At 69.4% G+C, this 20,105-nt stretch carries 19 protein-coding genes; 10 read left to right on the forward strand and 9 right to left on the reverse strand.

What is annotated here, in order from left to right; genetic code table 11:
- Positions 1 to 142: 142 nt before the first annotated feature.
- Both Y590_RS20495 and Y590_RS20500 read right to left on the reverse strand, forming a co-directional pair.
- The gene (locus tag Y590_RS20495) at positions 143 to 610 is read right to left on the reverse strand and encodes a DUF6163 family protein (protein WP_060771467.1); all 468 of its coding nucleotides are present in this window, start codon (positions 608 to 610) and stop codon (positions 143 to 145) included.
- Positions 607 to 1,782, reverse strand: coding sequence for an enoyl-CoA hydratase/isomerase family protein (locus Y590_RS20500; RefSeq protein ID WP_060771468.1), 1,176 nt, complete (start codon positions 1,780 to 1,782; stop codon positions 607 to 609). Before Y590_RS20500 ends, Y590_RS20495 begins: the two co-directional genes overlap by 4 nt.
- A gap of 645 nt (positions 1,783 to 2,427) precedes the next feature.
- Here Y590_RS20500 and hemB point away from each other — a divergent pair.
- The 4 genes from hemB to Y590_RS20520 all read left to right on the forward strand — a co-directional run bounded on the left by hemB (position 2,428) and on the right by Y590_RS20520 (position 5,415).
- A complete protein-coding gene (gene hemB / locus Y590_RS20505; protein WP_060771469.1) occupies positions 2,428 to 3,483 on the forward strand; it encodes a porphobilinogen synthase in 1,056 nt (351 codons plus the stop codon).
- 25 nt (positions 3,484 to 3,508) lie between these two features.
- Positions 3,509 to 3,910 (forward strand): hypothetical protein, encoded by a 402-nt coding sequence (locus Y590_RS20510; protein ID WP_060771470.1) that lies wholly within the window; start codon positions 3,509 to 3,511, stop codon positions 3,908 to 3,910.
- Between the two features lie 124 nt (positions 3,911 to 4,034).
- Entirely contained in the window at positions 4,035 to 4,529 is a 495-nt protein-coding gene (locus Y590_RS20515) for an RDD family protein (RefSeq protein ID WP_060771471.1), read from the forward strand.
- Positions 4,530 to 4,668: 139 nt separating this feature from the next.
- Positions 4,669 to 5,415 (forward strand): arginyltransferase, encoded by a 747-nt coding sequence (locus tag Y590_RS20520; protein ID WP_060772385.1) that lies wholly within the window; start codon positions 4,669 to 4,671, stop codon positions 5,413 to 5,415.
- Positions 5,416 to 5,449: 34 nt separating this feature from the next.
- Here Y590_RS20520 and Y590_RS20525 read toward each other — a convergent pair whose 3' ends face one another.
- From Y590_RS20525 to Y590_RS20535, 3 genes are all read right to left on the reverse strand, one after another.
- A complete protein-coding gene (locus Y590_RS20525) occupies positions 5,450 to 6,013 on the reverse strand; it encodes a sugar O-acetyltransferase (RefSeq protein WP_060771472.1) in 564 nt (187 codons plus the stop codon).
- 25 nt (positions 6,014 to 6,038) lie between these two features.
- Positions 6,039 to 6,944, reverse strand: a complete 906-nt coding sequence (gene ypfJ / locus Y590_RS20530) for a KPN_02809 family neutral zinc metallopeptidase (protein WP_060771473.1) — start codon at positions 6,942 to 6,944, stop codon at positions 6,039 to 6,041.
- Between the two features lie 105 nt (positions 6,945 to 7,049).
- Positions 7,050 to 8,048, reverse strand: coding sequence for a uracil-DNA glycosylase (locus Y590_RS20535; RefSeq protein ID WP_060771474.1), 999 nt, complete (start codon positions 8,046 to 8,048; stop codon positions 7,050 to 7,052).
- Between the two features lie 209 nt (positions 8,049 to 8,257).
- Between Y590_RS20535 and Y590_RS20540 the strand changes: the two genes are divergently transcribed.
- Positions 8,258 to 9,931: an electron transfer flavoprotein-ubiquinone oxidoreductase gene (locus Y590_RS20540; protein ID WP_060771475.1), complete on the forward strand. Its 1,674-nt coding sequence runs from the start codon at positions 8,258 to 8,260 to the stop codon at positions 9,929 to 9,931.
- A 227-nt stretch (positions 9,932 to 10,158) separates the two neighbouring features.
- Here Y590_RS20540 and Y590_RS20545 read toward each other — a convergent pair whose 3' ends face one another.
- From Y590_RS20545 to Y590_RS20555, 3 genes are read right to left on the reverse strand one after another with little or no spacing between them, the layout of a single operon-like run.
- Positions 10,159 to 11,157: a P1 family peptidase gene (locus Y590_RS20545; RefSeq protein ID WP_060771476.1), complete on the reverse strand. Its 999-nt coding sequence runs from the start codon at positions 11,155 to 11,157 to the stop codon at positions 10,159 to 10,161.
- Positions 11,154 to 12,038 (reverse strand): EamA family transporter RarD, encoded by an 885-nt coding sequence (rarD, locus tag Y590_RS20550; RefSeq protein WP_060771477.1) that lies wholly within the window; start codon positions 12,036 to 12,038, stop codon positions 11,154 to 11,156. The genes Y590_RS20545 and rarD overlap by 4 nt, the downstream gene beginning before the upstream one ends.
- Positions 12,039 to 12,095: 57 nt before the next feature.
- Entirely contained in the window at positions 12,096 to 12,383 is a 288-nt protein-coding gene (locus Y590_RS20555; RefSeq protein ID WP_060771478.1) for a hypothetical protein, read from the reverse strand.
- Positions 12,384 to 12,540: 157 nt separating this feature from the next.
- On the opposite strand from Y590_RS20555, the gene Y590_RS27085 reads away from it, so the two are divergent.
- From Y590_RS27085 to Y590_RS20570, 4 genes are all read left to right on the forward strand, one after another.
- Positions 12,541 to 12,705 carry a ribosome modulation factor gene (locus tag Y590_RS27085; protein ID WP_201026751.1) on the forward strand — a complete coding sequence of 55 codons (165 nt, stop codon included), beginning with the start codon at positions 12,541 to 12,543 and terminating at the stop codon, positions 12,703 to 12,705.
- Between the two features lie 96 nt (positions 12,706 to 12,801).
- On the forward strand, positions 12,802 to 13,989 hold the full coding sequence (metC, locus tag Y590_RS20560) for a cystathionine beta-lyase (RefSeq protein ID WP_060771479.1): 1,188 nt from the start codon (positions 12,802 to 12,804) through the stop codon (positions 13,987 to 13,989).
- Between the two features lie 275 nt (positions 13,990 to 14,264).
- Positions 14,265 to 14,906 carry a flavodoxin family protein gene (locus tag Y590_RS20565; RefSeq protein WP_060771480.1) on the forward strand — a complete coding sequence of 214 codons (642 nt, stop codon included), beginning with the start codon at positions 14,265 to 14,267 and terminating at the stop codon, positions 14,904 to 14,906.
- Between the two features lie 6 nt (positions 14,907 to 14,912).
- A complete protein-coding gene (locus Y590_RS20570) occupies positions 14,913 to 15,794 on the forward strand; it encodes a sigma-70 family RNA polymerase sigma factor (protein WP_060771481.1) in 882 nt (293 codons plus the stop codon).
- Positions 15,795 to 15,817: 23 nt separating this feature from the next.
- Here Y590_RS20570 and Y590_RS20575 read toward each other — a convergent pair whose 3' ends face one another.
- The gene (locus Y590_RS20575) at positions 15,818 to 16,414 is read right to left on the reverse strand and encodes a pyridoxamine 5'-phosphate oxidase family protein (protein ID WP_060771482.1); all 597 of its coding nucleotides are present in this window, start codon (positions 16,412 to 16,414) and stop codon (positions 15,818 to 15,820) included.
- A 413-nt stretch (positions 16,415 to 16,827) separates the two neighbouring features.
- Here Y590_RS20575 and Y590_RS20580 point away from each other — a divergent pair, with 413 nt between their 5' ends.
- The gene (locus tag Y590_RS20580; protein WP_060772386.1) at positions 16,828 to 20,088 is read left to right on the forward strand and encodes a PAS domain S-box protein; all 3,261 of its coding nucleotides are present in this window, start codon (positions 16,828 to 16,830) and stop codon (positions 20,086 to 20,088) included.
- Positions 20,089 to 20,105 lie beyond the last annotated feature (17 nt).

The following is a 20,105-nucleotide window of genomic DNA, read 5'->3' on the forward strand; positions in this document are numbered from 1 at the left end:
TTCGGTCCGGCTCTTGCTGGCCGGCATCGCTTATGAGGTGAACCTAAGGCCCACCGATGAAAGCCGATTTAAGCGACAGGATGAACTCGCGATTTACTTCTGTCGGTAAATGCAAAATGAAACGATGATGTTGACCTCTTGTTCAGCCTACATCGCGCGCCGCCAGCCAGGATAACACGAAGTAAACAGCGACAATGCTTGCCTGCACTGCGATCACCGGCACCGACATCGGCAGGAGCTGCGGCGTCAGCAACGCCAGCGTCAGGGCCGAGGTCGCGGCGAGCAGCCAGACCACGCCGCCCCAGGCGCTCGTCAGCCACAGGCCGACCGCGGCCACGAAGTCGATCACCGCGAAGTAGACGATCGCCGATTGCCGTCCCATCGGCAGGTCGGCGAACGGCGTCCGGCCGGGAATCAGGTCGAGGATCTCGCCCCAAGTCGCGAGTCCCTTGACCAGCCAGACCAGCGCGGTGATGCGCATGAACCAGACCAGCACCACGTCCCAGCGGGTCTGCGCCCGCGGCGCGGTGCCCTCGATCCGGTCACCGGCTCCGGCGCCCGGGCGTCCGCGCCCGTCGAGGGTCGAGCCGACCTTGGCGAGCGCCCTCACGGCCGTGCCTCCGCGGCGGGCGCCGCTTCGTGCGGGTCCTGGCTGCCGTCGAAAAGCGGCTCAGGGCCGTCGAGCGGGCCGAAGGCGGCCTCGATCGCCCCGGCATCGACGGCGTCCAGGGTCGCGGGCTGCCAGGCCGGCCGGTTGTCCTTGTCGATGATCACCGCCCGCACACCCTCGTAGAAATCGTGCCCGCGCATCACCCGCTCGCACAGCCGGTACTCGGCGAGCATCGCTTCGGCAAAGCTCAAGCCGGCCCCGCGGCGCATCTGTGCCAGGGCGATGGTCAGGCTGGTGGGCGAGCGGGTGCGGATCGTCGCCGCGGTCGCGCCGGCAAAAGCGGAGCCGTCCCGCGCTGCCGCGTCGAGCCGGGCGAGCACCTCCGTGACGGTGTCGGCGGAGAAGCAGGCGTCGATCTGCACCCGCTCGGCGACGAGGGGGCCGGTCTCCGTCACCGGCGCATCGAGGCCGTCGAAGGCGCGGGCGATCGCCCCTCCCCCCGCCAGCCGCTCGATGATGGTCTCGAAGTCGTCCGCCCGCGCCGCGTGGGTCGCAAGTCCGACGGCGAGCGCGTCGCCCGCGCCGATCCGCGCGCCCGTCAGCGCGAGGTAGCGCCCGGTGCAGCCGGGCAGGCGCGGCAGGGCGTAGGTCGCGCCGACATCGGGGAAGAAGCCGATGCCGGTCTCGGGCATGGCGAAGCTGTAATTCCCGGCCGCGACCCGCACGTCGCCGTGCAGCGAGATGCCGACGCCGCCGCCCATCACGATCCCTTCGATCAGGGCGATGTAGGGCTTCGGGTAGGACTTCACGGTGGCGTCGAGCCAGTATTCCCCGCGCCAGAACGCCATCACGTCGGCATGGCGCCCGGCCTTGCCGAGGGCGTGGATCTGGCGGATGTCGCCGCCCGCGCAGAAGGCGCGCCCGCCGGAGCCCCGCACCACGACCCGGCTGACCCGCGCATCCCCCGCCCAGGCCCGGAGCTGCCGGTGCATCGCTTCCACCATGGGCAGCGTGAGGGCATTGAGCGCCTTCGGCCGGGTCAGGGTGATCAGCCCGGCCTCGCCGCGGGTTTCGAACACGATCTCGGGCTCGGCCGACGGCTCTCGCACGTCCCGTTGCAAGGCCCCTTGCTGCGAGGCCTGATGTTGCGAGGCCTTTTGCCCACCCGACATTCCGCGCTCCACCGCCGCGCTCCCCTCCGCCGCATCGTCGCCCCAGCGGATGCCCGCCGTCTCGAAGCCGGGCCCTCCGCCCGGAGGCTTTGCGCGGCCCTCTTAGACGAACTCCCGGGTGGGGCGTCAACGCGGAGCGTGCGACGGCGCCGGACCGCACCGACCGCCTCATGACACGGCCTGGAAAACCTGCCCTCCGACGGCATCCGCATGCATGGGACCTCTTTCGGCACCGTTCAGAAGCGCTCCGTCGAGATCCGGTGGGCGGGCCTCGGGACGGCGCCGGCCGCATTCGACGGCCTGCGGCAACGGCACCTTTCGAGCCCGAATCCGGATGTGCTAGGGCACCGCCCGAAAAGGTGGAGACCGGCCTGTCCGAGTAGACGATGCAACAGCAGGAGGCTTGCGCATCGTCGATGGCCGCGCGTTCCGTGGCGCTTTCCTCACCCCTTCGTCTGGGGGCAACCTCCGATCGTGGGAGGGTTGCCGGGGGATGCGAATTCGGAATTCTCCGCCCCGAGCCATCGCCGCCGGGCTTGCCGTCGAGCATGGCTTTGACGTCTTTGTCGTGATGCGCTCCTCCGCACCGAACCGGTCTCCCCTTTGGTTCGAGAGCGCTCTGGAGCAACCGGAGTCCTGAGGCTCATGTCTGACGCTACCCCGCGCCCGCTCGCCATCGAGACCGCGCGCGAAGCCGCCCCCGGTGCGGGGCCGCTAAGCCTGACCCAGCGCCCGCGCCGCAACCGCAAGGCGGATTGGTCGCGCCGCCTCGTGCGCGAGCATACCCTGACCGTCGATGACCTGATCTGGCCGCTCTTCGTGATCGAGGGGCAGGGACGCCGCGAGCCGATCGCTTCCATGCCCGGCGTCGAGCGCCTGAGCGTGGACGAGATCGTGCGCGAGGCCGAGCGCGCCGCGCGGCTCGGCATCCCGGCGATCTCGTTCTTCCCCTACACCGAGCCGTCCCTGCGTGACCCGACCGGCTCCGAGGCGCTGAACCGCGAAAACCTCGTCTGCCGGGCGGTGCGGGCGGTCAAGCGCGCGGTCCCCGAGATCGGCGTGATGACCGATGTCGCGCTCGACCCCTATACCAGCCACGGTCATGACGGGTTGATCGAGGCCGGCGCCATCCTCAACGACGAGACCGTGGCGGTGCTGGTCGAGCAGAGCCTGATCCAGGCCGAGGCCGGCACCGACATCATCGCCCCCTCCGACATGATGGACGGGCGCGTCGGCGCGATCCGCACCGGTCTCGACCGGGCCGGCTTTCGCGACGTGCAGATCATGGCCTACGCCGCGAAATACGCCAGCGCGTTCTACGGGCCGTTCCGCGACGCCATCGGCACCAGCGCGGCGCTGGTCGGCGACAAGCGTACCTACCAGATGGATCCCGGCAACGCGGCGGAGGCCCTGCGCGAGGTGGCTCTCGACCTTGCCGAGGGCGCCGACTCGGTGATGGTCAAGCCCGGCTTGCCCTATCTCGACATCATCACCCGCGTGAAGACGGAGTTCGGCGTGCCGACCTTCGCCTATCAGGTGTCGGGCGAGTACGCGATGATCGAGGCTGCCGCCCGCAACGGCTGGCTCGACGGCGACCGCGCCATGACCGAGAGCCTGCTCGCCTTCAAACGCGCGGGCGCCGACGGGGTGCTGACCTACTACGCTCCCCGCGTCGCCGAGCGCCTGCGCGCGGGCGCCTGACGGGCCGACCCCGGGCGCGACGACCTTGGTCCGCATCGAGCGGGCGGCGCTGGCGGGCGCCGTCATCCTCTGGCTCGCCGCCGGATTCGGTTGCGACACGGCGCTCGATGCGCGCCGGGCGACGCTCTGCCGCCGGGCGGTGCCGGCACTCGCCCCACCCGGCGCCGAGATCGACCTGCGACGTGTGGGATCGGGCGCGAGCCGCGGCAGCGTGCGGGTCGATTACCGTCTCGTGGGCGGCACCGGTGCGATTCCGAAGGCCGAGGCGACCCGGCCCCGCTTCCTGGTCTGCCATTTCGGTGCCGGCGACGACCTCAGCGCGGTGACGACCGAGCAGGGGCCGGTGAGCGGCGCCTCGCTCTACCTGCTCAGGCGCTACTATCTAACCACGCCCGAGGCTGAGGCGGCCGATCCCGGCGCCCGGTGACGGGACGCCGCGCATCCCGCCCCCCTGCCTCGCGCTGAGCGGTCCTCTCGACTCTCCTCTTGGCAGCACCGCTTCGTCTCCCCACCTGATCGGAGTGCACGCAACGGTCGAGGAAGCGGCGGCCATGACGGATTTTCAGCCCGGTTATCACCCCGGCTACACCAACCCGACGGGAATGCCGGGCCAGGGCGGATTTCCCGTGCCTTATGTGCGGGCGAGCCTCGGCGGGCGCACGGTCGCCTACCTGCTCGATCTCGCCTTCATCTTCGTGTTCACGGCCGTGCTCGCCACGGCGATCGCGATCCTCGGCGTGCTGACCTTCGGCTTTGCCTGGATGCTGTTCCCGATCCTCGGCGTCAGCGGCATCCTCTACAGCGCGATCACGGTGGGCGGCTCTAAGCAGAGCACGCTCGGGATGCGCATGCTCGGCCTGCGCGTGGTGGCGCCCGAGAGCGGGCGTCCGGTGGATTTCCTGACGGCGGGCATCCACGCGCTGCTGTTCTACGTGGCGATCTCGACCTTCCTGCTCTGGTGCGTCGACGTGCTGTTCGGCCTCGTCCGCTCCGACCGGCGCCTCGGCCACGACCTGCTGCTGGGTCTGGCCGTCGTGCGCGACTGATCCCCCCTTCGGGTGAGGGAATGGCGGCGGAAAGCCGCCGTCATGACCCATCAATGCGGTTGAGCCCTGCGGCGATCCCGTTACATTGGCTGCGGTGCCAGCGTTCGATGCCGTGGCCCCGAGGGCGAGCCTTCTCAGCGTGACGAGCCATCCGCGCGACACACCGCAATTCTACCTCACGGCGCCCTCCCCTTGCCCCTACCTGCCGGGCCAGGAGGAGCGGAAGGTGTTCACCCACCTCGTGGGGCGGCGCGCCCGGGACCTCAACGAGATCCTGACCCAGGGCGGCTTCCGCCGCTCGCAGACCATCGCCTACCGCCCGGCCTGCGAGACCTGCCGCGCCTGCGTCTCGGTGCGGGTTGTGGTGGAGGATTTCGCGATCGCCGGGAGCCAGCGGCGCATCCTCCAGCGCAATGCCGAACTCATCGGCACGCCGGAGCCGAACCGTCCGGCCTCCGAGCAATACGCCCTGTTCCGCCGCTATCTCGATGCCCGCCACGGCGATGGCGGCATGGTCGACATGACGGTGCTCGATTACGCGATGATGATCGAGGACAGCCACGTCGATACGCATCTCGTGGTCTACCGCGAGCGCGGGCCCGACAGCGCGATCCATGGGCGCGGTGTCGGCGCCCCCGTAGCCGTCTGCCTCACCGACGTTCTCGCCGACGGCCTGTCGATGGTCTACTCGTTCTACGACCCCGACGAGGCGAGCCGCAGCCTCGGCACCTACATGATCCTCGACCACATCCGCCGTGCCCGCGCACTCGGCCTGCCGTATCTGTATCTCGGCTACTGGGTCGATGGCTCCCGCAAGATGGACTACAAGGCCAAGTTCAAGCCGCAGGAGCGGCTGATGCCTCAGGGCTGGGTGCGGGTGGAGTAGCGCGCGGCGCCGGTGTCTCCGCCGGCCGTTCAGATCACTCCTTCGTCCACTTCACGACCTTTGCCGGGTTTCCCGCCACGACCGCGTAGGGCGCCACGTCGCGGGTCACCACCGCGCCCGCACCGATCACCGCCCCGTCGCCGACGGTGATGCCGGGGAGCAGGATCGCGCCGCCGCCGATCCACACGTCGTCGCCGATGGTGATGGGCCGGGCCGATTCCCAGAATGCGGCCCGCGCGGCGCGGTCGAGGGGGTGCTCGGCGGTGTAGAGCTGCACCATCGGGGCGATCTGCGCGCGGTGGCCGATGGTGATCGGGGCGCAGTCGAGGAAGACGCAGTTGAAGTTGCAGAAGAAGTCGTCGCCGACCGTGATGTTGCCGCCGTAGTCGCAGGCGAATCCGGGGCAGATCGTCGGGTTGCGCCCCGCCGATCCGAGAAGCTCGCGGATCACCGCCTCGCGGCCGGCCGCATCCTCGGGCTCCATGGCGTTGAGCCGCAGGAGGCGTTTTTTGGCCGCGTTGCGGAGCGCGATCAGTTCCGGATCGTCGCCGCGATAGGGCTTCCCGGCGAGCATCAGCTCGCGCGCGGTCTCGGCCATATCCGCCTTCCCCAATTCCAAAAGATCAGCCGCGGCTGGCGCGGAATGTGTCGCAGGACTTGGTCTGGCCGCTCTTGTAGCCGGTCATGAACCAGCGCATCCGCTGCTCGGAGGAGCCGTGGGTGAAGGAATCCGGCACGGCGTAGCCTTGCGACTTTTCCTGCAGCTTGTCGTCGCCGATGGCGCTGGCGGCGTTGAGCGCCTCTTGGATGTCGCTCTGGTCGAGGGCGTTCCAGCGGTCGTTCGAGTTCTTGGCCCAGACGCCGGCGAGGCAGTCGGCCATCAGCTCGACGCGCACGGAGAGCTGGTTCGCCTCCGTCTTGCTGCTCGCATTCTGCTGGCGGCTCTGCACCTTGCCGAGGATGCCGAGCACGTCCTGCACGTGGTGGCCGACCTCGTGGGCGATGACGTAGGCGTAGGCGAAATCGCCCTTCACGCCGAACTTGGTCTGCATCTCCTTGAAGAAGCCGAGGTCGATATAGACCTTCTTGTCGAGCGGGCAGTAGAACGGCCCCATCGCCGCCTGAGCCATGCCGCAGCCCGAACGGGTGCCGCCCTGGTAGAGCACCATCGTCGTCGGCTTGTATGGCCGCCCGGTCTGGTTCGGCAGGATCTCGTTCCACACATCCTCGGTGTTGCCGAGAATCTTCGAGGCGAACTGGCCGGCGCGATCGGTCGGCGCCTCGCCGCGCCGGGCCTGCGTCTCGGGATCGACCCGCTGCTCGCGCTGCTGCCCGCCGCCGGACATCTGCTGCGCGCCGCCGAGCAGGATCGCCGGGTTGATGCCGGTGACCCAGGAGATCAGCAGCACGATGACGATCGTGCCGATGCCGAGGCCGCCCATGCCGCCGCCGGGGAAGCCGCCCCCGCCGCCGCCCTCGCCGCGCCGGTCTTCGACGTTCTCAGAGGCGCGAAAATCGTCCCAGCGCATAAAGTCTCCCGCTGCCCCGCGTCTCGCCCGGCCTCATCGGGATTCCGGACCTGGTTTCTAGAATGGCGAGGCGGAGGATACGGTTCCGCTTGAGCCGCCCCCGGCCTACTTGCCCGCGGCGCTCCCGTCGAGGGCGCTCTTCAGCATCCGGAAGTCGCGCCAGGCCAGCCGCTTCTGCACCGGCTGGCGCAGCAGGTAGGCCGGATGGAGGGTGGCGAGCGCCCGGATCTCGCGGCCGTCGCCGAGGCGGTAGGGGTAGAAGCGTCCGCGTGCCTTGAGGATGCCGTCCTTGGTGCCGGTCAGCGTCTGCGTCGCGGGCGCGCCGAGGCAGACGAGGATGTCGGGGTTGGCGAGTTCGATCTGGCGCTCGACGAAGGGACGGCAGATCGAGATCTCCTGCGGGGTCGGGTTGCGGTTGCCCGGCGGGCGCCAGGGCACGACGTTGGAGATGTAGGCGCTCGTCCGGTCGAGACCGATCGCCGCCATCATCCGGTCGAGAAGCTGGCCGGAGCGTCCCATGAACGGCTTGCCGATCCGGTCCTCATCGGCCCCCGGCGCCTCGCCGACGAACATCACCCGCGCCTGCGGATTGCCGTCGGCGAAGACGAGGTTCTTGGCGGTGAAGCGCAGGCCGCAGCCCTCGAAGCCGCGCAGCAGCTCTTCCAGTTCGTCGAGGGTCTTCATCTGCGCGGCCCGTGCCCGCGCATCGTCCGCCGCCTCGCCGGGCTTGGCGCCGGCCGCGTTACCGTAGGTGCGGGGGGGCTCACGCGCGGGTGCGTCGCGGCTCGGCAGCTCACGCCGGAATTCCAGGGGCGGCCCTTCCGCGGAGGGAGCATTACGCTGCGGCGGCTCGCTGCGCGGTGGAAGAGGCTCGCGGCGCGCTTCAAGCGGCTCACGGCGTGGTTCAAGGGGCTCGCGGCGCGTTGCCGGCTCGGCTCGCGAGGCGGCGGGCGCCGGGACGGACTTGGCCTCGGCCTCGGCGAAGCGGTCGTGGGGCTGCTCGTCGAGGGCCGCGTCGACGCCTGCCGCGACGTGGAAGTCGAGGTAGGAGATCAGGTCGCCTCTGGCGTCGGTATCCGCGTGGTGTGCCGTCATCGTTTCCATGTGGCGTGGGAGCGACCTGTGGACAACGCCCGGATGCGCCCTGCGGATCGTCGCACGGGCGCACCCTCCGTATTCCCCTGCGCTGGCCTGCCGCTACCCGAACAGACTTGCCTTCCTACCTTGGAATCGCTTGAGAGACATCTTGACAATGGATTGGGCCGCGGCGGCGTGAGACAGCGCCCCAACGAACGGCCGCAGGAGGAATGAGGATGGCGCTGCCCGAACGCGAAGGCATGGATTTCGACGTGGTGATCGTCGGCGCGGGACCCGCCGGCCTCGCCGCCGCGATCCGCCTCAAGCAGCTCTCCGCGGAGAAGGGTGAGGAACTCTCGGTCGTCGTCGTGGAGAAGGGCGGCGAGGTCGGCGCGCACATCCTCTCCGGCGCCGTGGTCGATCCGCTCGGCCTCGACACCCTTCTGCCCGAGTGGCGCGACGATCCCGACCGCCCGCTCAAGACGGCGGTGGAGCGCGACGAGTTCCTGTTCCTGACCAAGAACAGCGGCGTCACCATGCCGAACCTGTTCTTCCCCAAGCTGCTGTCGAACCAAGGCAATTTCGTCGGTTCGCTCTCGAACACCGTGAAGTGGCTCGGTGCCAAGGCGGAAGGCCTCGGGGTCGAGATCTATCCCGGCTTCCCGGCCTCCGAAGTGCTCTACGACGAGCGCGGCATCGTCACCGGCATCGCGACGGGGGATCTCGGCATCTCCCGCACCGGCGAGGCGCGCGACGACTTCACCCGCGGCATGGAGCTGCGGGCCAAGTACACGGTGTTCGGTGAGGGCGCGCGCGGCTCGCTCACCAAGACGCTGATCGAGCGGTTCGGGCTCAACCGCAACAGCGACCACCAGAAATACGGCCTGGGCGTCAAGGAGCTGTGGCAGCTCGCGCCGAACAAGTTCGAGCCGGGGCTGGTGCAGCACACGATGGGCTGGCCGCTGCCGAACAAGGCCGGCGGCGGCTCGTGGCTCTACCATTTCGACGACCATCTGCTCTCGGTCGGCTTCGTCACGCACCTGAACTACGAGAACCCGACCCTGTCGCCGTTCGAGGAGTTCCAGCGCTTCAAGACCCATCCGATGATCGCCGAGACCTTCGAGGGGGCCAAGCGCATCGGCTACGGCGCCCGCGCGATCATGGAGGGCGGCTGGCAATCGGTGCCCAAGCTCGTCTTCCCCGGCGGCTGCCTCGTCGGCGATTCCGCCGGCTTCGTGAACGTGCCGCGCATCAAAGGCTCGCACAACGCGATCCTGTCCGGCATCCAGGCGGCGGACGCGATCTTCGACGCGCTCGTCGCCGGCCGCCAGGGCGACGAGCTGACCGCCTACGAGGAGGGCTGGCGCGACAGCCCGATCGGGCGCGACCTCAAGCCGGTGCGCAACGTCAAGCCGCTCTGGTCGAAATACGGCACGCTCGTCGGCGTGGGTCTCGGCGGGCTCGACATGTGGATGAACACGATCGCCAACGCCTCGCTGTTCGGGACGCTGGGCCACGGCAAGCCGGACCATGCCTGCCTCAAGCCCCTCTCCGAGGTGACGCCGATCACCTACCCGAAGCCTGACGGCAAGCTCACCTTCGACCGGCTCTCCTCGGTGTATCTGTCGAACACCAACCACGAGGAGGACCAGCCGCCCCACCTCAAGGTGAAGGATATGGAGCTGCAGAAGACCTCCGAGCACGACGTCTACGGCGGTCCGTCGAGCCGCTACTGCCCGGCCGGCGTCTACGAGTGGGTGGAGGACAAGTCCGCCAGCGACGGCATCCGCTTCCAGATCAACGCGCAGAACTGCGTCCACTGCAAGACGTGCGATATCAAGGACCCGAACCAGAACATCAACTGGGTCACCCCGGAGGGACCGGGCGGGCCGAACTACACCAACCTGTAACACCGTTCCCGGTTGATCGTTTCGGTTCAGCCTCCACCACCGTCATTCCGGGGCGCTGATAAGCGACCCCGGACCCGAAGGGGCGCGCCGGAGGCGTGCAATCCCATGACTGGCCTCGACGGAGCCGTGTTTCCCGCATCACGGGTGGATCCCGGGTTCCGCTGCGCGGCCCCGGGAGGACGCGCTGCCTGGAGGGCTACGCTGCGCTCGCCATGACGGGATGAGGCTCAGCCGCTGTGCAGCTCCCGCCAGGCCGGCAGGTCGAGACAGGGCAATCGCGTCGCCGCGTGGACGCCGATGGCGACCGCCCGCGCCAGCGTCTCGGCGGCCGCCGCGCCGAGGCGGGCGAGGTCGGCCACCTCATCGCCGAGCGGCACCGCGCCGGTGGCGACCGCGAACACCACGTCGCCGTCGAGCGGCGTGTGGGCGGGGTGGATCGCCCGGGCGAGCCCGTCCTGCGCGGCGATGGCGAGGCGCTTGGCTTGTGCCTTGGTGAGCGCCGCGTCGGTGGCGACGATCGCCAGCGTGGTGTTGGCGCCGGGCAGCGGCTCGCGCGGCCAGGAGAGGGCGTCGTCGGGCACAAGCGGCGGCAGGCCGAGGCCGCCGAACTCGCCGTCGCGCTCGAACGGCGCGGCCCAGAAATGCGGCCCCTGCCCCATCGTCACCCGGCCGAAGGCGTTGACCGCCACCAGCGCGCCGACCTGCGCGGACAGGCCCGGCACCGTGCTCGAAGCCGAGCCGAGCCCGCCCTTGAGGTTGGCGGTACGGGCTCCGAGTCCCGCCCCGACCGAGCCGAGGGTGAAGGCGCCGTCCTGCGCGGCGAGCGCCGCCGCGTAGCCGAGTTCGCGATAGGGCGGGAAGCGGCCCCACGCCTTGTCGCCGCCGTTGAGCAGGTCGAACAGGATGGCGCCGGGCACGATCGGCACGCGCACGTCGCCGACCGCGAAGCCCCGGCCCGCCTCCCTGAGATGGGCGACGACGCCGGCCGCCGCGTCGAGCCCGAAGGCCGAGCCGCCCGCCAGCACGAGGGCGTCCACCGCCTGCACCGTAGCGGCGGGATCGAGCAGGTCGGTCTCGCGGGTGCCGGGACCGCCGCCGCGCACATCCACCGCGCAGACGAAGGGTTTTTCGAACACGAGCGCGGTGACGCCGCTCGCGATTCGTTCGTCTTCCGCGTGGCCGACGCGGATTCCCGAGATGTCGGTGATGCGGTTGAGCCGGATCATCGCCTCTCTCCTGCCGGTCCCGTCGTCAACGCAGCGCGGCGCCTGCGCTCGTGGCGGATCGCATCGTACGCGTAGAGCATCAGCGCCAGCCAGATCAGCCCGAACAGTACGAGACGGTCCGGTGTCAGGGTCTCGCCGTAGACCAGCGTGCTGAGCCCCATCAGGCAGGAGGGCGCGATGTACTGCATCAGCCCGAGGGTCGCCAGCGTCAGCCGGGTCGCCGCGGCGGCGAACCAGATCAGCGGCAGCGCCGTGGTCACGCCCGTGAGCGCCAGCAGCGCCCAGGTCCGGGCGTCGTCGGGCACCGGGGGCGCGACGAAGGCGAGATAGGCCAGAGCCGCGGGCAGGAGCAGAAAGGTCTCGGCGCAGAAGCCGACGGTGCCATCGACGGCGACGAGTTTGCGCACCAGCCCGTAGAGCGCGAAGGTGACCGCGAGCCCGAGCGACAGCAGCGGCAGGCGCCCGGCCATCGCCACCGCGACCACCACGCCGAGCACGACGATGGCCACGGCCACCACCTGGACCGGGCGCAGGCGCTCGCCGAGGACGAGGGCGCCGAGGGCCACCGAGACCAGCGGGTTGATGAAATAGCCCAGGCTCGCATCGAGCATGTGCCCGCTCGATACCGCCACGAGGTAGAGCATCCAGTTGATCGCGATCAGCCCCGCCGAGACGACGAGCCCGCCATGGCGCGGTCGCAGCGGGAACGGGTTGGCGAGCCGCTTGCGCAGCAGCGCGATCAGGCCGACCACGAGCAGCGCCGACCATGCGATGCGCTGCGCCAGGATCGTGCCCGGCGGGATGCCGTCGAGGAGCCGGAAATGCACCGGGACGACGAGGCCCCAGCTCAGATAGGCGGCGAGCGCGTAGATCAGGCCCAAGATGGCACGTTCGGCGGCATGGCGGGACGCCGCTTGTAGCCCGGACCGGGGGCGCGGTCAGCGCTTTCGGGCGGGGGCTGCCGGCGTCTCGCCGCGCATCAGGGCGTTGAGGCGCTCGGTGTCGAAGCCGGTGAGCATGCGCTCCTTCTTCGTCTCGGCCGCCGGCCCCTGCGTCACCGTGCCGGTCGTGACGGGATCGGGCAGGACCGGTGCGGCCCGCGCGATCGTCGGGGCCGGCACGGCGGCGACCGCCTGATGCATGAGCCGGTCCGCGCTCACGAGAACGACCGAGAGCGTGCCGAGGCCGGTGATGGTGCCGAAGGTGATGACGCGCAGGATGCTCACGATGGGGAACTCGATACGCAAAGGTACGCGGGACCGTGAACGGCGGCCCCGGAAACAGGATGCGCGCGGTGTCGTTAATGAACCGGACGGCCGGGCCCGCTGCGGACCGGCCCTATTCAGGACATCCAAGACAGAACTTGCGAGACAGGATTGGGCCATGAACGAGCAGGCGACGGCGAGCGACAGCCCCTTCATCCAGGGCCGCAACGCGCGGCTCTACGGCAAGAGCATCGATGAATGCCCCTATGCGGAGGGCTCCGAGGATCGCGCGGCCTGGATCCAGGCCTACGAGGAGGCCGCTTCCGACGATCCGGCGGCGTGAGGGCCGCCCGAGGGTAGCCGAGACCGCCTTGACGCGTCCGGTCTCGGAAGGCTGAAAGGGCTTCAACGCGAAGCCCCTCTCATCCTCCCGAGGCCGATGTCCAAATCTCCCCCCCGCGACCGCGGTCGCTTCGGCGCCGACACCCGCCTCGTCCTCGCCGGGCGCGACCCTGGCGCCCAGCACGGCTTTGTCAACACGCCGATCTATCGCGGCTCGACGGTCCTCTATCCGACCTACGACGACATCAAGCACCGGCGCGGGCGCTACAATTACGGCACCTCCGGCACGCCGACGATGGACGCGCTCTGCGAGGCCTGGAGCGAGATCGCGGGCGCGGCCGGCACGGTGCTGGCGCCGTCCGGCCTCTCGGCGCTGACGCTGGCGCTGATGACCTGCGTCAGCGCGGGCGACCACCTCCTCGTCACCGATTCCGCCTACCGCCCGACCCGCATTTTTTGCGACGGCGTGCTGAAGCGTTACGGCGTCGAGGTCGAGTACTATGATCCGCTGATCGGGGCCGGTATCGCCGGGCTGATGCGCGACAACACGCGGGCGGTGCTCGTGGAGGCGCCGGGCTCACAGACCTTCGAGATGCAGGACGTGCCGGCCATCGCCGAGGCGATGCACGCCCGCGGCGGCACGGTGGTGATGGACAACACTTGGGCGACGCCGCTCCTGTTCCCGCCCCACGAGCGCGGCGTCGATCTCGCGGTGGAGGCCGGCACCAAGTATCTCAGCGGCGGCTCCGACCTCCTGCTCGGCCTCGTCTCGGCCAACGCCGAGCACTACCCGGCGCTCAAGCGCACCTACGAGCACTTCGCCAATTGCCCCGGCCCCGAGGACATTTTTTTGGGTCTCCGGGGACTGCGCACCATGGGCCTGCGCCTGCGCGAGCACGGCGCCCGGGGGCTCGCCATGGCCGAGTGGCTCCAGGCCCGCCCCGAGGTGCTGCGGGTGCTGCATCCGGGTCTGCCGGACGATCCCGGCCACGCGATCTGGAAGCGCGACTTCTCCGGCGCCTCGGGCCTGTTCGGCGTGATCCTGAAGCCCGTCTCGGAGGAGGCGCTCGCCGCCTTCCTCGACGGGCTCGAACTGTTCGGGATGGGCTTTTCCTGGGGCGGCTTCGAGAGCCTCGTCATCCCCTTCGACCCGACCGTCTACCGCACCGCCACGCGCTGGCCGCCGGACGGCTCGGCGCTCCGCTTCCATATCGGGCTGGAGGACCCGGAGGACCTGAAGGCGGATCTGGAGGCCGGGTTCGCGCGGATGGGGGCTTTGGCCTGAGATCAACACTCAGTCGGTTTGACTGGGTGGAGGGTGGGGATCGGACCGCGGCTCTTCATTCGGGGACCAAACGTCCCGTCTCCGGCCTTTCGTCGCGTTTCTGATAAGTGCCACGTCTTCCCCGAAGCTGAGATTCGGACGGGCGCAACGATCCCGTTGGAAACAGATTTTGAGAAGGGCGTCCCACCTCAAATCGGATCATCGCCATCCGAGATGTCACACTGAGCCAAGCTGGCCTGTCATGCCGTCCGAATGCATTCGAGCATGAGGGCGTGATGCACATCATCGAAGAACGCGGTCGGCACGTCGCGCAGACGGAAGATAATATCTGCGTCGTGATCGTCTATCATAGCGGCTATGGACACACCGCCCGGCAGGCCGAGGCTGTGGCGGAGGGCGTGCGGCAGGTCGCCGGCTCCAGTTCTTTGCTCCTTTCCGTCGAAGAAGCGCAGCAGCGCTGGGATGATCTGCATGCCGCGCATGCGATCATTTTCGGCGCGCCGACCTACATGGGCGCGGCCTCGGCTTCGTTCAAAGCCTTCCAGGAAGCGACCTCGAAAGTGATGATGGCTGGAGGTTATCTCTGGAAAGATAAGGTCGCCGCTGGCTTCACCAATTCTGGGGCGCGGGCCGGCGACAAACTGTCGACGCTGCTCCAGATGGTTCTGTTCGCCGCGCAGCACGGCATGCACTGGGTCAGCCTCGATCTGCCACCAGCCAACAACTCGACGTCCGGCTCGGAGGAGGACTTGAACCGGCTGGGCTTCTGGATCGGCGCTGCGGCGCAATCGAACACCGACGAAGGCCCGGGTAGAGCGCCGCCGGAAACCGATCTCGCCACCGCTCGGCATCTTGGGGCACGGGTCGCACGGGTCACGCGCGGCTTCGTTCGCGGCCGGGATCTGGCGGGCGCATAGCCGCGCATGACCGCCGTTTCCGATCCCTACCTGCAAGCGTTTCGCCCCCGCTTGATCCGGCTTGCCTACCGGATGCTGGGATCGGTCGCGGACGCGGAGGATGTGGTGCAAGATGCCTATTCGCGTTGGCTGTCGGTCGATCCCGCCTCGGTACGCGAGCCAGCCGCGTTTCTGCGTGTCATCGTCACGCGCCTCTGCCTCAATCAGTTGCAGTCGGCCCGCCATCGCCGCGAGACGTATATCGGCCCGTGGTTACCGGAACCCATCTTCGATCCCGAAGATATCAATTCGGCCGACGACATCACACTGCCGCTGATGATCGCGCTGGAACGGCTGTCGCCGTTGGAGCGGGCCGCCTTCCTGCTGCATGACGTGTTCGGCGTGGATTTTCCGGAGGTCGCACAAGCCATCGACCGGACTCCTGCCGCTTGCCGTCAACTCGCCAGCCGGGCGCGGATTCATCTTCGGCAGGAGCGCCCGCGCTTTGCCGTGAGCAAAGAGCACGGCCTCAAGATTGCCGCCGCTTTCTTCACGGCATCGCGCAACGGCGACATGAGCGCCCTCCGCGCCATGTTGGCCGAGGATGTGATCGCCTACGCCGATGGTGGCGGCAAGGTTCCGGCAACACTGACACCACTTGTCGGCATCGAGGCGGTACTCGGGCGTCATGCGGAAATGTCGAGCGATTTCACGCACTTTCCATCGCAACTCATGCGTTATGCGGTCATCGACGGTTTGCCGGGTTTCCTCACCGTGGAGAGGGGAGGCATCGTGCAGGTGACGGCGCTACACATTCAAGACAACCGGATTCTCGCCCTCTACGTGACGCGCAACCCCGACAAGCTGAGGCGGGTGCCGGGCGATCACCTCCAGCGGCCCCTCGTCTAACCAACCCGAACAGGGTTCGCCTCTCAAGGCGCCACCCACGTTCCCGCCCAACCCTCGCCCTCCCGGGAAAAAACCGCCCGCCGGTGCCCGCGCCGGTCGAGGTAGAGCCCGTCGATCCGCTCGGCCGTGAGCACCACCGCACAAAAATTCTCGCGGCCGATGCGCGCCTCCGGGTCCTCGTCGGGCATGGCGTAGGCGTCGCCCGCGGCGAGCGCGGTGCCGGGGGCGGGTTCGACCCCGTAGCAGACCCGGCTCATCGTCAGCGCCGCGGCCCAGGCGGCGTCGGCGAGCGCGTCGTCGTGGTGGAGGCGGGCCCGGCCCTCGACGCGGAGCTGGAGCTTGGCCGCCCGATCGTAGACGTGGAGGGCGGCCAGCCCGTTCTGCGCGATCTCCCGCGCCTTGTCCGAGCGCCGGTCGCAGTGGAAGCGCAAGGTCCCCGCCCCGGCTTCCGCCGCGCGCAGGACCACGGTGCGCAGCCGCGGACGGCCCGCCGCATCGACGGTCGCGAGAGACGGCGTGTGGAACGGACTGTGCCGGTGTCCCACGCCGTCGGCGAGGCGGCGCCAGCCCTCGGCGCGGAAGCCGTCGAGGTCGTCGTAGAAGGAAGGCAGCGCGTCCACGAAAGGCTTTCCTCAGAGCATCGTGCCGGGTTGCGGGAAGCCTGACCGGGCGGCTCGTGCCTGCCTTGGATGCTGACGCGGCCGGTGCGCCCGCGCAAGGCGCCTGCATCCTCAAAGCCGTCGGAGCGAGCCGACGCGATCGGAGGTCGAGCGAACTTCTCGGCCGGCTGCCTTGGCATCGCCACCGCTTCGCGCCATGGCATGGGGCCGGGAGGTTCTCGATTCAGCTTCCTGCACCCAGCGATGGCACGGCTGGCTGGTTCCCGCGTTGAACGCTGTCGAACATACGGTCCCGCTTTTCCCTTGCCCCATTCCTTGCCCCTGCACGCCCGCCCGAGAGCCCTCCCTTCGCCCGTCCTCCGATCCCTTCCGCGTTCCGGCGGACGACATCCGTCGTGCCGGAGGCGCACCGCGTGACGGCCGGGCCCTTCTTCCTCGATGGCGGCGGCGAGGCCGGCGCGCTGATCCGCGGGATCGATTGGGCGGCGACGCCGCTCGGGAGCCCGGAGACGTGGCCGGCGGCGCTCAAGACCCTGGTCGGCGTGATGCTCGGCTCGCAGCAGCCCATGCTGATCGTCTGGGGTGAGGGGCACGTCACCCTCTACAACGACGGCTACGCACCGATGTGCGGGGCCCGCCACCCGCGCGCGCTGGGCCTGCCCTTCGACGAGGTGTGGCACGACATCTGGGACCAGGTGGAGCCGATCCTGTCGCGGGCCTATGCGGGCGAGGCCACGCATATGGAGGACATCGCCTTCACGATGCACCGCAACGGCTACCCGGAGGAGACTCACTTCGCCTTCGGTTACACCCCGGTGCGGATCGAGGACGGCACGGTCGCGGGCATGTTCTGCGCGTGCTCGGAGACGACCGCCTCGGTGCGGGCGGGCCGGCAGATGCATGCCGAGCGCGAGCGCTTCGCGCGGCTGTTCGAGCAATCGCCGAGCTTCGTCGCGGTGCTCGACGGGCCCGACCACGTCTTCGCCTTCGCCAACGCCGCCTATCGCCAACTCATCGCCCACCGCGACGTTCTCGGTCGACCCGTGCGGGAGGCTCTGCCGGAAATCGAGGGCCAGGGCTTCTTCGAGCTGCTCGACGAAGTGTTCTCCACCGGCCGCACCCACACGGCGCACGGCGCACCGGTGATGCTCCTGCGCCTGCCCGGCGGCGTGCCGGAGCGGCGCTTCCTCGATTTCGTCTACCAGCCCATGCGGGACGCGGCCGGGACGATCACCGGCGTGTTCGTCGACGGCTCGGACGTGACCGAGCGGATCACCGGCAACGCGGCGCTCGCCGAGAGCGAGGCGCGCTTCCGTACCATGGCGGACGACGCGCCGGTGATGATGTGGGTGACCGGCCCGGACGGCGCCTGCCAATACCTCAACCGGCGCTGGTACGACTTCACCGGCCAAAACGAGGCGCAGGCCCTCGGCCTCGGCTGGCTCGAGGCGGTGCATCCGGACGATCGCGGCTGGTCGGGCGAGACCTTCCTGCGGGCGAATGCCCGGCACGAGGGCTTCAGCCTCGAATACCGCCTGCGCCGCCGCGACGGCGTCTACCGGTGGGCGATCGACACCGCGAGCCCGCGCTTTGCCGTCGACGGGTGTTTCCTCGGCTATATCGGCTCGGTGGTCGACATCGAGGAGCGCCGCGCCGCCGAACTGGCATTAGCCGAGAGCGAGGAGCGCCTGCGGCTCGCGGTCGAGAGTGGCGAGATCGGCCTGTGGGATTTCGATCCGCGCACCGGCACCCTGTTCTGGCCGCCGCGGATCAAGGCGATGTTCGGGCTGGCGCCCGACGCGGACGTGACCCTCGACGACTTCGCCAACAGCCTCCACCCGGACGACCGGGACCGGGTCACCGCCGCCTTTGCCGCCGCGCTCGATCCCGTGACCCGCGCCTTCTACGACGAGGAGTTCCGCGCGATCGGCCGCGCCGACGGCACGGTTCGCTGGGTCGCGGCCAAGGGGCGCGGCGTGTTCGATGCGGAGGGCCGCTGCCTGCGCGGCGTCGGCAGCGCCATCGACATCACCGCGCGAAAAGGCACCGAGGAGCGCCTCGTTGAGGCCACCCGCCGCCTCGACGCGGTGCTCGACAACGCGACGCAGGCGATCTTCATGATGGATGAGCGCCAGCACTGCGCCTACATGAACCGCGCCGCCGAGCGGCTGACCGGCTACAGCCTGGAGGAAACGCACGGAAAGGCGCTCCACGACGTCGTCCACCATACCCGGCCGGACGGCAGCCCCTACCCGCTCCACGAATGCCCGATCGATCAGGCCTTCCCCGAGAACAACCAGGAGCAGGGCCAAGAGGTCTTCGTCCACCGCGACGGTTCGTTCTACCCCGTCGCCTTTACCGCGAGCCCGATCCGCGACGAGGCCGGCATGCCGATCGGCACGGTGATCGAGGCGCGCAACATCGAGGGCGAGCTGCGTGCCAAGGCGCAGTTGGAGGCGTTCAACGCGAGCCTGGAGCAGCAGGTCGCCGCGCGCACCGCCGAACTGATGCGGGCCGAGGAGGCGCTCCGCCAAAGCCAGAAGATGGAGGCGGTGGGCCAGCTCACCGGCGGGCTCGCCCACGACTTCAACAACCTGCTCACCGGCATCACCGGTTCGCTCGAACTGCTGCAGACCCGCCTCGCGCAGGGGCGGATCACCGAGATCGACCGCTACGTCAACGCCGCGCAGGGCGCCGCCAAGCGCGCGGCGGCGCTGACCCACCGCCTGCTCGCCTTCTCGCGGCGCCAGACCCTCGACCCGAAGCCCACCGACGTGAACCGGCTGGTGACCGGCATGGAGGATCTGCTCCGCCGCACCATCGGCCCGTCGATCACCCTCGAAGTGGTGGCCGCGGGCGGGCTATGGTCGGTGCTGGTCGATCCGAGCCAGCTCGAGAACGCGCTGCTGAACCTCTGCATCAACGCCCGCGACGCGATGCCGGATGGCGGGCGCATCACCATCGAGACCGCCAACAAGTGGCTCGACGACCGAGGCGCCAAGGAGCGCGACCTCGATCCCGGCCAGTACCTCTCGCTCTGCGTGACCGATTCCGGCACCGGCATGAGCCCGGACGTCATCGCCAAGGCGTTCGACCCGTTCTTCACGACGAAACCGATCGGCCAGGGCACGGGCCTCGGCCTGTCGATGATCTACGGCTTCGTGCGCCAGTCGGGCGGGCAGGTGCGGATCTACTCGGAGGTCGGCCAGGGCACGACGATGTGCCTCTACCTGCCGCGCCACTACGGGGCGGCGGAAGAGCCGGAGGCGGCCCCGGATCTGGCCGCCGCGCCCCGCGCCGAGCAGGGCGAGACGGTGCTGATCGTCGATGACGAGCCGACGGTGCGGATGCTGGTCACGGAGGTGTTGGAGGATCTCGGCTACACCGCGATCGAGGCCGCCGACGGCCCGTCCGGCCTCAAGGTGCTGCAATCGGACGTGCGCCTCGACCTTCTGGTCACCGATGTCGGGCTTCCCGGCGGCATGAACGGGCGCCAGGTCGCCGATGCGGGCCGTGTCCTGCGGCCGGACCTGAAGGTGCTGTTCATCACCGGCTACGCCGAGAACGCGGCGGTGGGCAACGGCCACCTCGAGCCCGGCATGCAGGTCATCACCAAGCCCTTCGTGATGGAAGTGCTGGCCGCCCGCATCAAGGAGATGATCAACTCGCGGTGAGACACTCCAAGAGGCAC

The organism is Methylobacterium sp. AMS5 (assembly GCF_001542815.1).
Classification (GTDB): Bacteria; Pseudomonadota; Alphaproteobacteria; order Rhizobiales; family Beijerinckiaceae; genus Methylobacterium.

Excerpts from the sequence above, each read along its gene's own strand:
- Y590_RS20500 (WP_060771468.1), bottom strand. The coding sequence starts at position 1,782 with ATGTCGGGTGGGCAAAAGGCCTCGCAACATCAGGCCTCGCAGCAAGGG.
- hemB (WP_060771469.1), top strand. The coding sequence starts at position 2,428 with ATGTCTGACGCTACCCCGCGCCCGCTCGCCATCGAGACCGCGCGCGAA.
- Y590_RS20515 (WP_060771471.1), top strand. The coding sequence starts at position 4,035 with ATGACGGATTTTCAGCCCGGTTATCACCCCGGCTACACCAACCCGACG.
- Y590_RS20525 (WP_060771472.1), bottom strand. The coding sequence starts at position 6,013 with ATGGCCGAGACCGCGCGCGAGCTGATGCTCGCCGGGAAGCCCTATCGC.
- ypfJ (WP_060771473.1), bottom strand. The coding sequence starts at position 6,944 with ATGCGCTGGGACGATTTTCGCGCCTCTGAGAACGTCGAAGACCGGCGC.
- Y590_RS20535 (WP_060771474.1), bottom strand. The coding sequence starts at position 8,048 with ATGGAAACGATGACGGCACACCACGCGGATACCGACGCCAGAGGCGAC.
- Y590_RS20540 (WP_060771475.1), top strand. The coding sequence starts at position 8,258 with ATGGCGCTGCCCGAACGCGAAGGCATGGATTTCGACGTGGTGATCGTC.
- Y590_RS20545 (WP_060771476.1), bottom strand. The coding sequence starts at position 11,157 with ATGATCCGGCTCAACCGCATCACCGACATCTCGGGAATCCGCGTCGGC.
- Y590_RS27085 (WP_201026751.1), top strand. The coding sequence starts at position 12,541 with ATGAACGAGCAGGCGACGGCGAGCGACAGCCCCTTCATCCAGGGCCGC.
- metC (WP_060771479.1), top strand. The coding sequence starts at position 12,802 with ATGTCCAAATCTCCCCCCCGCGACCGCGGTCGCTTCGGCGCCGACACC.
- Y590_RS20565 (WP_060771480.1), top strand. The coding sequence starts at position 14,265 with ATGCACATCATCGAAGAACGCGGTCGGCACGTCGCGCAGACGGAAGAT.
- Y590_RS20570 (WP_060771481.1), top strand. The coding sequence starts at position 14,913 with ATGACCGCCGTTTCCGATCCCTACCTGCAAGCGTTTCGCCCCCGCTTG.